Annotated in this window: 11 protein-coding genes; 5 read left to right on the top strand and 6 right to left on the bottom strand. The window is 61.9% G+C overall.

Annotated features, from left to right (window positions below):
• Positions 1-5 precede the first annotated feature (5 nt).
• Positions 6-1,748: a M3 family oligoendopeptidase gene (locus I7X13_RS12385; protein WP_233454777.1), complete on the top strand. Its 1,743-nt coding sequence runs from the start codon at positions 6-8 to the stop codon at positions 1,746-1,748.
• 78 nt (positions 1,749-1,826) lie between these two features.
• Here I7X13_RS12385 and I7X13_RS12380 read toward each other — a convergent pair whose 3' ends face one another.
• Complete coding sequence (locus I7X13_RS12380) at positions 1,827-1,994, bottom strand: hypothetical protein (protein WP_198075728.1); 168 nt, start codon at positions 1,992-1,994, stop codon at positions 1,827-1,829.
• 104 nt (positions 1,995-2,098) lie between these two features.
• The gene (locus tag I7X13_RS12375) at positions 2,099-2,719 is read right to left on the bottom strand and encodes a hypothetical protein (RefSeq protein ID WP_198066349.1); all 621 of its coding nucleotides are present in this window, start codon (positions 2,717-2,719) and stop codon (positions 2,099-2,101) included.
• A gap of 285 nt (positions 2,720-3,004) precedes the next feature.
• Here I7X13_RS12375 and I7X13_RS12370 point away from each other — a divergent pair, with 285 nt between their 5' ends.
• The 4 genes from I7X13_RS12370 (at position 3,005) to I7X13_RS12355 (ending at position 6,586) form a co-directional block, all read left to right on the top strand.
• Positions 3,005-4,159, top strand: a complete 1,155-nt coding sequence (locus tag I7X13_RS12370; protein WP_198075727.1) for a T9SS type A sorting domain-containing protein — start codon at positions 3,005-3,007, stop codon at positions 4,157-4,159.
• 154 nt (positions 4,160-4,313) lie between these two features.
• Positions 4,314-5,342 carry a thiamine-phosphate kinase gene (gene thiL / locus I7X13_RS12365; protein ID WP_198075726.1) on the top strand — a complete coding sequence of 343 codons (1,029 nt, stop codon included), beginning with the start codon at positions 4,314-4,316 and terminating at the stop codon, positions 5,340-5,342.
• A gap of 141 nt (positions 5,343-5,483) precedes the next feature.
• Positions 5,484-6,008: a hypothetical protein gene (locus I7X13_RS12360; RefSeq protein WP_198066346.1), complete on the top strand. Its 525-nt coding sequence runs from the start codon at positions 5,484-5,486 to the stop codon at positions 6,006-6,008.
• A gap of 122 nt (positions 6,009-6,130) precedes the next feature.
• Positions 6,131-6,586: a YybH family protein gene (locus I7X13_RS12355; protein WP_198075725.1), complete on the top strand. Its 456-nt coding sequence runs from the start codon at positions 6,131-6,133 to the stop codon at positions 6,584-6,586.
• Positions 6,587-6,664: 78 nt separating this feature from the next.
• On the opposite strand, the gene I7X13_RS12350 is transcribed toward I7X13_RS12355, so the two are convergent.
• The 4 genes from I7X13_RS12350 to I7X13_RS21755 all read right to left on the bottom strand — a co-directional run.
• On the bottom strand, positions 6,665-7,039 hold the full coding sequence (locus I7X13_RS12350; protein ID WP_198067283.1) for a hypothetical protein: 375 nt from the start codon (positions 7,037-7,039) through the stop codon (positions 6,665-6,667).
• A gap of 4 nt (positions 7,040-7,043) precedes the next feature.
• Entirely contained in the window at positions 7,044-7,571 is a 528-nt protein-coding gene (locus I7X13_RS12345) for a hypothetical protein (protein ID WP_198075724.1), read from the bottom strand.
• A 9-nt stretch (positions 7,572-7,580) separates the two neighbouring features.
• Positions 7,581-9,008: a 23S rRNA (uracil(1939)-C(5))-methyltransferase RlmD gene (gene rlmD, locus I7X13_RS12340; RefSeq protein WP_198075723.1), complete on the bottom strand. Its 1,428-nt coding sequence runs from the start codon at positions 9,006-9,008 to the stop codon at positions 7,581-7,583.
• 192 nt (positions 9,009-9,200) lie between these two features.
• A partial coding sequence (locus tag I7X13_RS21755) for a T9SS type B sorting domain-containing protein (RefSeq protein WP_198075722.1) occupies positions 9,201-13,070 on the bottom strand: 3,870 nt, incomplete at its 5' end.

Raw genomic sequence — 13,070 nt, 5'->3', positions numbered from 1 at the left:
GTACTATGATGCTTCTAGCTGAACCTACTGCCGAGTCGGCCACCGATACCAGCCGGCCACCCCGCCACTATTTGCCCGAGGATTTTCTGGTGACCGATTGGGCCGCGATTGAGCCCTTTTTTCAGGAATTGCAGGCCCGGCTGATAAACACGCCCGCCGAGCTGGAACGCTGGCTGCTCGACCGCTCCGAACTGGAATCGGTGCTGAGCGAGGACCTCGCATGGCGCTACATTCACATGACCTGTGACACGCAGGACCCGGCGCGCTCCGAGGCTTTCCAGTATTTTGTGAACGAAGTGGAGCCGCAGGTAGCTCCCCACGACCACGCCCTCAACGAAAAGATGCTGGCCTCGCCGCACCTGGCCGGGCTGGATGAAAAGCGTTACGGCGTGTTCCTGCGCTCGGTGCGCCGCGCCTCGGAAATCTACCGGGCCGAGAACATTCCGCTGAAAACCGACATCAGCACCAAGCAGCAGCAGTACGCCGCCACGGTGGGGGCCATGAACGTGACCCTCGACGGCCAGGACCTCACCCTGCCTCAGGCTGCCGACCGCCTCAAAAACCCTGACCGGACCGTGCGCGAAACCGCCTGGCGCGCCATTCAGGCCCGCCGCCTGCAAGATGCCGAGCCGCTTGACCAGCTCTTCACCGAGCTGGTGGCCCTGCGCCACCAGGTAGCACTGAACGCGGGCTTTGCCAATTTTCGCGACTATATGTTTGCCGCCCTAGGTCGGTTCGACTACACGCCGCAGGACTGCTTCAACTTCCACGCCGCCATCCGCGAAACGGTGGTGCCGTTGATTGACGACTTCGACTTGGAGCGCCGCCAGGACCTGAACCTGCCCGCCCTGCGCCCTTGGGACCTCGACGTGGACCCCAGTGGCCAGCCCCCGCTGCGCCCCTTCGGCACCGGCGAAGAGCTGCTGGAAAAGACCATCACCGTCTTCGAAACCCTCGACAGCTACCTCGGCAACTGCCTGCGCACCATGCGACAGATGGGCCACCTCGACCTGGAAAGCCGCAAGGGCAAAGCCCCCGGCGGCTACAACTACCCACTGGACGAAACCGGCGTGCCCTTCATCTTCATGAACGCCACGAGCAGCCTGCGCGACGTGGTAACCATGCTGCACGAAGGCGGCCACGCCGTGCACAGCTTTCTCACGCGCGGCCTGCCGCTGGGCGCCGACAAGCACCCACCGTCCGAAGTGGCCGAGTTGGCTTCCATGAGCATGGAGCTGATGAGTATGGACCAGTGGCATGTCTTCTTGCCCAACCCCGAAGACCTGCGCCGGGCCAAGAAAACCCACCTCGAAAGCGTGCTCGAAACCTTCCCGTGGGTGGCCACCATCGACAAGTTTCAGCACTGGGTGTACGAGCACCCCACGCACACCCAGGAGGAGCGCCACAGCCGTTGGGTCGAGATTTTCGATGAATTCAACCAGCGCACCGTGGACTGGAACGGCCTGGAAACCTTTAAGCCCTACCTCTGGCAGAAGCAGCTGCACCTCTACGAAGTGCCGTTCTACTACATCGAGTACGCCATGGCGCAGCTCGGGGCCATTGCCGTGTGGCGCAATTTCCGCCAGAACCCTACCGAAGGCCTGGCCGCTTACAAGCGTGCTCTGGCGCTGGGCTACACCGCGCCCATCGGCCAGATTTATGCCGCCGCGGGCATTCGCTTCGATTTCAGCACCGAGTACCTGCGCACCCTGGCCGATTTCGTGCGCGAGGAAATGGCCGCGCTGTAAGTAGTCATTATTCCGTTTAAATGCAGAAAAGGCCGGCAAATTTGCCGGCCTTTTCTGTTGCAGAGCCACAAGCGGTGCTTACGAATTGCCGCCGGGAGGCGGCGTGGTGGTAGAGGGAGCCGTCGACCCGCATTTGCCTTTATTGGGGCGCGGGTCATGGTCTTTGCGACACTCACACGAGGCCAGCGCGAGGCTGGTGAGGAGCATAGCCGGCAACAGCCGACGGAAAAAAGTAGCGGTGTGCATATGCGTGGGGCGTTTGGTGAATGATATTGATTAGCTGAGGCTTAAATATAAGCAAATGCTGCTCAACATCGATATATACCCCACAGGGGCTATCGAGCACTCGCCTACTTATCCCCAATCGTGAAAAACGACAGCGGCTGGAGCGTGGCGTACTTGCCGCCGAGCGATTCCAGCTCGGCGCGGTGCAGCTTGAGGTAGTCGTTGTACTGGTGCACGGCACGGTCGTATTGCACCCGAAAAGCCACCACGCTGGCATCGAGCTGCTGGATGCCTTCCACGAAATCGCGGGCATTTTCGGTGGGGGCGTTGCCGTTGGGCGCGGCCACGGGGTACACGGCTTTCAGCAGCGAGTCCTGGGCGGCGTCGTACTGGTCAATCAGGTCCGAGCTGGCCATGGTTTGCTGGGTGTAGCGGCGGGTTTTGAGGCGGGTGTTGGCGCGGTCCAGGCCCTGTAGCTGGGTGGCATCGATGCCGGGCTGGCCCTTAAGCTCGCGCAGCAGCAGGCGGGTGATGCCAATTTTCTGGTCGTCGCTCTCCGTCATGTTGCGCCACTTGATGTCGACAGAATCGCGCAGCACGTCGAACTGCGCTTTGGCTGCTGCGGCCGAAGCCGGGTCGGAGGCGGCCGTCCTGGAACCGTCGCGCTTGCAGGACGCTGCGCAACCCGCGAAAATCAGCAACGAGAGCACAGCAGTTTTGACCGGAGAAGAAAAAATAGGGCGCATAGATTGAGAAGTAGCCGAAGAAGAAAGCCCCGGCATAGCAAAGCTACGGGGCCCGGCGAAAAAAAATGTGCGAACTGGCCGGGCAGGGGCGGCCCCTGCTCGGCACTACAATGTGGGCTACAACGCCCGAATAAGGCTGTCCGGTATATCCGGCAGCGCCTCTTGGCCTGTTCCGGAAGCTTATCTAGAGAAAAAGGCTTTTAAGAGTACTTATAATCGTAATGAACCTAGCCACAAAAAGCGCGTATCTTTGCCTTTGCACTGACAATACACGTTCCAAAAAATATGAAAAAGAACTACTTGATGCTCTCGGCAGCGCTGCTGCTGGCCGGAGCCGCCCATGCCCAAGGCACGGAGCTGTTTTTCTCGGAATACGCCGAAGGAGCCCACCAATCGGGCCAGCCTTACGGCGGCACCACCAACTCGACCGGTAACGAGCGCGCCCTGGAGATTTTCAACCCGACCAATAATACCGTCAACCTGAACCCGTACTCGGTACGGCGCTACTCCAACGGCAACACCCCCATCTTCCAGGAAGAGAAGGTGTTCCGTAGCAATGCTGCCCACGTGGCCGTAGGCACGAACAGCATGAACCCGCGCACGACCTTCGTCATTGCCTGCGGACAAGCCACCTTGCCGGCCATTGTGAACTCGGCCAACCAGTTCTGCGCCGATTACGCGCTGGCTCCTGCCGCCAATAACTCGGTAATTGTGGGCGGTGGCCCTATCTACTTCAGCGGCGACGACGCCATGGCCCTGGTGCGCTACCCCAGCGGCACGGCCGGTGTGGGCAACGGCGTGATTGTGGACCTTATCGGCGTGATTGGCGAAGGCCCCGTATTGCAGTCGTGCGCGGCCGGCGGCAATTGGAGCGGCACCAACCCCCTGGATGGTACCGGCACCAACGCGGTTTACGTAGCCTCGGCTAACCAGACGATTATCCGTCGCGCTTCGGTATCGCGCGGCATCACGGTTAACCCGCCCAAGCAGAACGTGCCCGGCTCGTGCCCGCCCGTGCGTGCCGCCGGTGGCTACAACATTGCCGACGAGTGGTACATGTACTCCACAGCCTTCAACGGGCCCGGTGGAGCTTCGAACCCCGCTGGCCAGCTCTACGACCAGCTGGGCAACCACAACGACTACACCGGCCCGTACGGTACCTACCAGGCCGTGCTGAGCACGCTGGGCAAGTTCGACAGCAACATCAGCGTGTATCCGAACCCGGCCCACGGCACGGCTACGGTTGAAATCAAAGATGCCAAAGTGGGCAGCGTTACCGTCCTGAACAACCTGGGCCAGCGCATCAGCGCCGAAGCCAAAGGCCAGGGCCAGGAAAAGCTCCAGCTCAACATCTCGTCCCTGAAGCCCGGCCTGTACTTCGTGCAGATTTGGAGCGCCGACGGCCAGACCAAAATCTACAAAGAGCTGACCGTTGAATAAGCAGCTCATTGTCTGAAATCGAAAAAGGAGGGAAGCAATTCCCTCCTTTTTTTATGGGCGTACTTTTGCCATCCCGCCGGGCAGTGCCAATGGTACTGATTGAATTGGCGGGTGGCTGCCACTGATTACCAACTATTGACTACTCTGACTAACCATGTCCGAACTCACGCCCCTCTCCGCCATTGGCGAATTTGCCCTTATCCGCCGCTTGCAGGCCAACATCACCGCGCGCCAGCCCGGCACCGTGCTCGGCATTGGCGATGATGCGGCCATCATCCGGCCCACGGCCGGCACCGATACCGTGATGACCACCGACTTGTTGGTCGAGGGCATTCACTTCGACCTCTCGTTTTGCCCGCTGCGGCACCTGGGCTACAAGGCGGTGGCCGTGAACGTGTCGGACGTAGCCGCCATGAATTCCCTGCCCAAGCAGCTGGTGGTGGCGCTGTCGGCCGGCCCGCGCTTCACCGTGGAGGCCATTGAGGAACTGTATGCCGGCATGCGCCTGGCCTGCGAGGCCTACAACGTGGACCTAGTGGGCGGTGACACCACCGCCAGCCGCGGCGGCCTCACGCTGGCCATTACGGTGCTGGGCGAAGTGCCGGCCGGCAAGGCTGTGCGCCGCAGCGGCGGCCAGCCCACTGATTTGCTCTGCGTGACCGGTGACCTGGGCGGTGCTTTTCTGGGCCTGCAGGTGCTGGAGCGCGAAAAACAAGCCTACCTGGCCGACCCCGAAACCCAGCCCGAGCTGGCTAATTACGAGTATGTGGTGCAGCGCCAGTTGCGTCCCGAAGCCCGGCTCGACATTGTGCACGAGCTGCGCGAGCGCGGCATCCGGCCCACCAGCATGATTGACGTGTCGGACGGACTGGCCTCGGAGGTGCTGCACCTGTGCGCGGCCAGCGGCACGGGCGCCCGGGTTTTCACGGAATTCATTCCCATGGCCAACCCCACGCTGGAAGCGGCGGCCGAGTTCAGCCTCGACCCGCTCACCTGTGCCCTCAACGGCGGCGAGGACTACGAGCTGCTGTTTACGGTGCCGGTAGCGGACCACGAAAAGATTAAAAATCACCCCGATATCACCATCATCGGCCACCTCACGGACAAGGCCGACGGGGCGAATCTGGTGACCAAAGCCGGCCAGGCCGTGCCGCTGCAGGCGCAGGGCTGGACGAGCTTTTAGCCCGAATTCTATATAGGATTCCAACCTTCTGTAAGCGCTGCCGTTAGGGAGGGGGAATTCGGCCGGCGGCGGGAATGGCACGCTAATTGTCTTCCTACCCATTATCCGGGCGGATTTCTTGTCTCCATAAATCTTTAAGCCATGAAAAAGCTTCCTTATCTTTTCGCTTTGCTGGTGCTGTTGAGCACGTCTTTCGGCACTCGTTCGGCCCAGGCCCAAATCCTTAAAAGCTGGAGCCCGCAGGCTAAAGGTACCGCCATCGGCGGCCTGGGCGGTGCCGCGGCTGGTGCCCTCATCAACAAGCGTAACCGCGTGGTAGGTGGCGTAGTAGGCGGCGTGGCCGGTGGTGCCATTGGCTACGGTGTGGGCAAGCACATTGACAACAAGCGCAAACAGCGCGCCGCTGCCGCTGCTGAGCGTGCGGCCGTAGCCGCCCGCGAAGCCAATTACCGCCGCGAACTGGCCCTGGCCCGCAACCGCCAGACCGTGACGACCACCCGCACCACCCAAACCGCGCTGGTGCCGGCTAATAGCTTCACGGCCTCGGCCGCCGCTATGCAGGGGGCGCAGCCTGAGTTGACGAACGGGGCCTACCTGCCCAACGATTCGTACGGCGACGCCTCGAAGCCGTATTCGACGGAGCAGATTCGTCGCAAAAGCTGGTAATTGCCCGTAAGAGTGCGTACACCAAACCCCGGGCCGTTGGCCTGGGGTTTGGTTGTTTTAGCCGGTTTTGCAGCGGCGGGAAAGCTGCCCGCCACCTTTTCTTTCACCAACCTTCTGGATTTATGAAATCCCTTTTTTGCAGTTTACTTGTGGCCGTGACGCTTTCCTCGTGTTCGAAAGCCGGTGAGGCCGTCAATGTTCAGACCCTGGACCAGGACTTTATCAACGCCTGGAATAGCCGCGATTCGGGTAAAATTACCGGCATGATGGCCGACGACGTGGCCTTTGTGCAAGGCAACGCCCACTGGAAGGGCAAAGACGAAGTGGGCCAGAAGTGGGTGAGCGCCACCATTGCCACCATCAGCAACCTCAAAACCAGCGTGAGCAGTTCGGGCACCGATGCCAACACGGCTTACGAGGCCGGCACGTTTTCGGTGGATGTGCAGCCGGCCGGCCCCGGCCAGCCCGCCGGCTTCGGTGAGGGTAATTATATTTTCCTCTGGAAAAAAGCCACCGATAATACCTGGAAGCTGAGCTACGCGCAGCTGGAAGATTTGCCGGTGCAGCGCCGGAATTAGGGCACAACCTTGCCCCATACAACAAACAGCGCCCCGACTCAAAGTCGGGGCGCTGTTTGTTTTTAAACCGAATCGGCTTTAATCCTCCGGATACGGCACAAATACGAAATTTGTGAACTCCTCATCGAGCACGAAGAGGCAGCAGAACTCGTCCGGGTCTTTATAGGTCGATTGAAACGCCTCGACGCCGTCGGCGCTGACGATGCCTTGCTGCACGAACAGCTCTAGGTAGCTGGCGAAGACGTGCCAGTCCAGGTTCAGTTCGTCGGCGTTGACGAGGAGGCCGCCGAGGGGCACTTCCTGCTTGGCAAAGACGAAAATGGGGTATTGGCTGAAGTCGCCCTTGCGAATCTGGGACGAGGCTTCGGCCAGCGTATCGCACACCTTCACGAAATCCTTAGTGATGGTGCCGAGGTATTTGCCGTTGAGTTCGGGGTCGTTGAAGTAGTCCATTGTTTTATTTAGCTAATTGCCTGCTTTTATTTATTTCATCAATGAGCAGACGAAGCTTCTGTTCGTTTTGGCCAAATGAAAAAGGAATTCGACCCTTGATGTTCCCACCACCATTCATTAGGTTCAAGTAAACTATACCTTCCTCTAGCAAGGCGGTGGCATACACTGGGATTCCAAACCAATTAGAACCCCTCGTAGCAATGATACTATGCTGAAATGGTAATGAAACTTGCCAGTTCAACGCATTGAATACACTGATTATTAATTGCTGATTATCACCTGCACTTAAATACGTTTTGACAGCCGTCAATTTTCGTTCAGTTAGCAAACAATACAGTGTATAAAGTGATAAACTGACCCACAACAATAAGCCAGCGGGAGCAAAAGGATTTAATGGTTTGTCGAAAATGAATACTATACCAATTACAGAAAAGCATAGGCAGTAAAATAGTACGAGAAACCCTCCATACCATTCATGCGTGGCAGGTAACTTGCCCAGATGAATTGCTGCGTTAACTTCCTGCTTGGTCATTTGTAAATTCTACTTCAGCTCCAGCGCCACCACGTTCTCCACGTGGTGGGTGTGCGGGAACATATCCACCGGCTGCACGCGGGTGACTTTATAGGCAGCATCCAGCAGCTCCAGGTCGCGGGCCTGGGTGGCGGGGTTGCAGCTGATGTAGACGATGCGGGGGGCGCGTAGCTCTAGGAGGCGGGCCACCACGTCGGGGTGCATGCCGGCGCGGGGCGGGTCGGTGATGAGGACGTCCGGGCGGCCGTGGTGGGCGGTGAAGTCGGCCGTGAGGATGTCCTTCATGTCGCCGGCGTAGAACTCGGTGTTGGTGATGTTGTTTATTTCGGCGTTGACGTGGGCGTCGGCCACGGCTTGCTCCACGTACTCGACGCCGATGACTTTGCGGGCCTGGTGGGCCACGAAGCTGGCGATGGTGCCGGCCCCGGTGTAGAGGTCGTACACCAGCTCATCGCCTTTGAGGTCGGCGAACTCGCGGGCCACTTTGTAGAGCTGGTGGGCGCCTTCGGAGTTGGTTTGGTAGAAGGACTTGGGGCCGATGCGGAAGCGCAGGCCTTCCATCTCTTCCTCGATGTAGGGCTTGCCGTGGTAGCACACCACGTCGAGGTCGTGAAAGGTTTCGTTGCCCTTGTTGTTGAGCACGTAGTTGAGCGAGGTGATGCCGGGAAACTTGGCTAGCAGGGCATCGAGCAGGGGCTCGATGGACTCATGGGGGCGGTAGCACTGCAGAATCACCATGATTTCGCCGGTGCTCTGAGCCGTGCGGATAATGAGGTTGCGCAGGTTGCCGGTCTGGCGCACCATATTGCCGAATTCGAGGCCGTGCTCGCGGCCGTAGTCGCGCACGAAGAGGCGGATTTCGTTGCTGGGCTCGGCCTGGAGGTGGCAGTGCTGCACGTCGATAATCTTATCGAAACGGGCGGGGGTGTGGAAGCCCAGTACGTTGCGGTCGAAAGTCTGGGTGTTGTCGTTGATTTGCTCGGTGGTGAGCCAGCCGTTGTCCGAGAAGGTGTACTCCAGCTTGTTGCGGTAGTAGGTGCGCTCGGGCGAGGAGAGGATGAACGGAATCTCGGGCAGGGCCACTTTGCCAATACGGGTGAGCTGGTCGACCACCTGCTGCTGCTTGAAGCGCAGCTGGGTGTCGTAGCCCAGGTGCTGCCACTTACAGCCGCCGCACACGCCAAAGTGCTGGCAAAACGGCGTGGTGCGCAACTCGGAGTATTTGTGAAAGTGCGTGGGTACGGCCTCCAGAAAGTTCTTTTTGGCGCGGGTGATGCGCAGGTCCACCACATCGCCGGGTGCCACCTGCGACACGAAGATGACCAGGTTGTCGAGGCGCACCATGCATTTGCCTTCGGCCACCATGTCCTGAATCAGGATGTTGTGAAGGGCGTCGGCGGGTAAGTTTTTAGAGGCTTTCTGGATTTTGCGGGACATAATGGGAGCGAAGCGGTAATAGTTGGCAAAGGTACGCGGGCAGCGGGGCCTCTGCTATGCATCCCAAGTGGTTCCGCACCGGTCCCACCACCCTGGACCGGTTCCGCACCGCCCTGGAGTGGTGTCACACCACTCACCTAACAAAAAAGGCCTCCCGAAACCGGAAGGCCTTTTCTCAGTACAGCAAGTGGTCTACTTGATTATCTCGAACCAGTTCTTCACGCTGGTGCCGTTGGGCAGGGTCAGGATGTAGAAGTAGTTGCCGGCGGGCGTACTGTCGTCGCCACCCCAGTTGTTCTGGTAGTTAGTGGTTTTGTACACCTCGCGGCCCCAGCGGTTGAAGACGGTGAAGGTGTTGCCGGGGTAGAGCGAGATGTTGTCGATGACGAGCACATCGTTGAGGCCGTCGCGGTTCGGGGTGATGACGTTATAGGTCTTCACGGCGTTGGCGAAGCTCACGCTGGTTTCGTTCGAGTTCGAGAGCAGCGGGGTGGCATCGGTGCTGGCAGCCACTACCCGGAAATTCTGGCTGAAGCCCACGCCGGTAGCAGTGGCGTTCGGGTCGTTGTTGGAGGCGGTGTATTGCAGCGTGCCTGCGTTCACCGTGGCAATGAGCACCGGGGCACCGGCATCGGAGCGGCGGTAGATGCGGTACTCCTTCACCGGGAAGCCCACGAAGGCGTTCCAAGTGAGAGCCGTGCTGCCCTGGTCGCGGCCGCCGGCGGTGGTGGTAGTGGTGGCTTGCAGACGGATGGTCTGGGCCACGCCGGTGGTGTTGGCCGTGCCGCAGCCGTTGGTGAGGCTGAGCTGGTACTCGTAGGAGTTGGCGTTGGCATCCACCGCGCTGTTGTCGGTGAAGGTGGTGGCCGTAGCCGCTACCGTGCCCACCGCTGCGAAGATGCCAGAGCCCGCCACACGGCGCAGCACTTGCACCGGGTTGGGGGTGTTGCCGCTGTTGGGTACGCTCAGGCTGATGATGACGCGGTTGTTGCTGGTAGCATCTACCGAGGCGTTGGTTAGCACCACCGTGGGGCTATCGAAGAGGATGGTGCGCGTAGTGGCCGGGCCGGCGCACGAAGCGGGGGCCGCGCTGATTTCGGCGGCACTCACGGTGTAGGGGCCGGTGGCATTGAAGCGCACCGTAATCTGGCTGCCGGTGCCGCCCGTCGTGATGGTGCCGCCCACCACGGTCCACTGGTAGCTGGCCCCGGTAGTGGGGTTGGCTATGGCGTATTGCTGCGGCGTAGCTACGTTACACACGAAGCCCGAGCCCGAGATGGTAGGGGCCGTTGGCGTAGGAGCCACCGTGAAAGGCGTGGTGTAGAGCGGGCCGGTGCAGCCGGCCGAGGTGGTTTCCTGCACCGTGAGGGTGTAGGTGCCGGGAGCGGGCAGGGGGCTCAACACGCGGGTGTTGCCGGTACCGGCCAGGGTGGCGCCATTCAGCTGGAACACGTAGGACGAACCGGTGAAGCCGCCGGGCAGGCCAAAAGTCACGGGGCCGTTGGTCTGGCACACGCGCACCGGGGCGGTGATGGCCAGCGTGGTGCGCGGCGAGGGGTTGATGAGCACTCGCATGGTATCCGAAGTGCCCAGGCAGCGCACGCCGCTGGCGGGATTGCTGGTTTCCGTTACCACAATTTTGCCAATGGTGGGCACCGCCACGGGGGCCCAGTTCACGGTCACCGTATTCTGGAAGGTGCTCACCTGCGTGCCGCCGATGATGGTCCAGGCGTAGCTGGAGCCGTTGGCGTAAGCGCCGGTCGCGTAGCGGTAAGGGCCATCGGCCTGGCACACCGAGCGCGGCAGCGGGGCCACGGCCAGCACATCGCCGGGGCCGGTGGGTCGCACGGTTTGCAGGCGCTGGTTGATGATGATGGGCAGGGTGGTGGTGTCGGACGAGCAGCCCTGCGCGTTCAGGCTGAAAACCTTGAGGTAGCCGCCGGTGCTGGCCACGCCCCAATCTACGGTAATGGCCGGAGTACCCTGGCCGCTGGCAATGGTGCCGCCGTTAATCTGCCAGGTGAAGGGCGTGCCGGGCGGGAAAGCCGTGCCCGTGCCCGTGGGCACCGAGTAGGCAACCCCCGTAACCGTGGGGCACACCGAAGCCGGCCCCACAATGGCCGCTGCCGCCGGGCGCGGGTTGATGGTGATGACCACGGCATCGGTGCTCACGCAGCCGTTGGCGGTGGTAGCCGTCACGGTGTAGGTGCGGGTGATGGGCGCGGCCGTAGTGTTGGAGGCGGTGAACACGGGCTGCGCGGCGGTGGCGCTGCTTAAGCCCGTGGCCGGAGCCCAGCTATAGGTGTAGCCGGCGCGGGCCGGAGTGCCCAAGGTGATGTTCTTGAGGTCGCACACGGCGGCGTCGGGGCCGGCATCGGCCACGGCAGCAGGGTTCACGGTTACGGTCACGGTGCTGGTGGCTACGCAGCCATTGGCGGTGGTGGCCGTCAGCGTGAAGACGATGGGGTTCGGCGTGTTCGTGGTGTTGGTCAGCGTAAAGGTGGGGTTAGCCACGGTGGTGCTGCTCAGGCCGGTGGCCGGGCTCCAGGCGTAGGTGTAACCCGTTACCGGGGCCGCGCCCAGCGTAATGGTCGAGCCCGAGCACACGGCTTGGTTGGCACCCGCCACGGCCACTGCGGCCGGGTTGATGGTTACCACCACCGTATTGGTAGCAGTACAGCCGTTGGCGGTGGTGGCCGTCAGCGTATAGGTCTGGGTGATGGGCGCGCCGGTCAGGTTAGGCAGGGTCACGGTCGGGTTCAGCACCGAGGTGCTGCTGAGGCCGGTGGCCGGGCTCCAGGCGTAGGTGGTGCCGGCCACGGCGGTGCCGTTGCCAATGGCCACGGGCACGTTGGAGCAGGTGCTACGGGCCGGGCCGGCATCGGCCACGGCGGCCGGGTTAATGGTCACGGCTACGGTGCTGGTGGCGGTGCAGCCCTGGGCCGTGGTGGCGGTCAGCGTGTAAGTCACCACGATGGGCGCGGCTGTCAGGTTGGGCAGCGTCAGGGTGGGGGTGAGGGCGGTGGCGCTGCTCAGGCCGGTGGTGGGCGTCCAGGCGTAAGTGGTGCCGGCCACGGCCGTGCCGGTTCCGATAACTACGCCCACATTCGAGCAGGTAGCCTTGGCCGGCCCGGCCTGCGCCACGGCGGCCGGGTTCACGGTCACGGCCACGGTGCTGGTGGCCGAGCAGCCGTTGCCGGTAGTGGCGGTCAGCGTGTAGGTGGTGGTGATGGGGGCGCCGGTCGTGTTGGTCAGCGTCACGGTCGGGTTCAGCGCAGTGGGGTCGCTCAGGCCGGTGGCTGGGCTCCAGGCATAGGTGGTGCCGGTTACGGCGGTGCCCACGCCCAGCGTCCGGGTTTCGCCCGAGCAGAAGGCCACGGCCGGACCAGCCTGCGCCACCGCGGCCGGGAAGATGGTCACCACGACCGTGCCGGTGCTTACGCAGCCGTTGGCAGTAGTAGCGGTCAGGGTGTAGGTCTGGGTGATGTTGGTGGTGCCGAGGTTAGGCAGGGTCACGGTCGGGTTCAGCACCGAGGTGCTGTTGAGGCCGGTGGCCGGGCTCCAGGCGTAGGTGGTGCCGGCTACCGCGGTGCCGTTGCCAATGGCCACGGGCACGTTGGAGCAGGTGCTACGGGCCGGGCCGGCATCGGCCACGGCGGCCGGGTTGATAGTCACGGCCACGGTAGCGGTGGCCACGCAGCCCTGAGCCGTGGTGGTGGTCAGCGTGTAAGTGGTGGTGATGGGCGCGCCGGTGGTATTGGTGCCAGTCACCGTGGGGTTGAGGATGTTCGGGTTGCTGAGGCCGGTGGTAGGCGTCCAGCTATACGTGGTGCCTGCTACGGGCGTAGCGGTGCCGCCCAGCGGGGCCGATACCGTGCCCGAGCAGAAGCTGATGGCCGGGCCGGGCGTGGCCACGGCCGCGGGGTTGATGGTCACAATAACCGTCGACGTCGCGGTACAGCCAGCGGCGCTAGTCGCCGTCACGGTGTAGGTCTGGGTGATGGGGGCGCCGGTGGTGTTGGGCAGCGTCACGGTGGGCTGGGCCACGCTGGCGCTGCTCAG

It is taken from the genome of Hymenobacter negativus, assembly GCF_016056375.1.
GTDB classification, from domain to species: Bacteria; Bacteroidota; Bacteroidia; order Cytophagales; family Hymenobacteraceae; genus Hymenobacter; species Hymenobacter negativus_A.
This window is presented reverse-complemented; position numbering and strand designations above follow the sequence as displayed.

Excerpts from the sequence above, each read along its gene's own strand:
- I7X13_RS12370 (WP_198075727.1), top strand. The coding sequence starts at position 3,005 with ATGAAAAAGAACTACTTGATGCTCTCGGCAGCGCTGCTGCTGGCCGGA.
- rlmD (WP_198075723.1), bottom strand. The coding sequence starts at position 9,008 with ATGTCCCGCAAAATCCAGAAAGCCTCTAAAAACTTACCCGCCGACGCC.
- I7X13_RS12360 (WP_198066346.1), top strand. The coding sequence starts at position 5,484 with ATGAAAAAGCTTCCTTATCTTTTCGCTTTGCTGGTGCTGTTGAGCACG.
- thiL (WP_198075726.1), top strand. The coding sequence starts at position 4,314 with ATGTCCGAACTCACGCCCCTCTCCGCCATTGGCGAATTTGCCCTTATC.
- I7X13_RS12385 (WP_233454777.1), top strand. The coding sequence starts at position 6 with ATGATGCTTCTAGCTGAACCTACTGCCGAGTCGGCCACCGATACCAGC.
- I7X13_RS12375 (WP_198066349.1), bottom strand. The coding sequence starts at position 2,719 with ATGCGCCCTATTTTTTCTTCTCCGGTCAAAACTGCTGTGCTCTCGTTG.
- I7X13_RS12355 (WP_198075725.1), top strand. The coding sequence starts at position 6,131 with ATGAAATCCCTTTTTTGCAGTTTACTTGTGGCCGTGACGCTTTCCTCG.
- I7X13_RS12345 (WP_198075724.1), bottom strand. The coding sequence starts at position 7,571 with ATGACCAAGCAGGAAGTTAACGCAGCAATTCATCTGGGCAAGTTACCT.
- I7X13_RS12350 (WP_198067283.1), bottom strand. The coding sequence starts at position 7,039 with ATGGACTACTTCAACGACCCCGAACTCAACGGCAAATACCTCGGCACC.
- I7X13_RS12380 (WP_198075728.1), bottom strand. The coding sequence starts at position 1,994 with ATGCACACCGCTACTTTTTTCCGTCGGCTGTTGCCGGCTATGCTCCTC.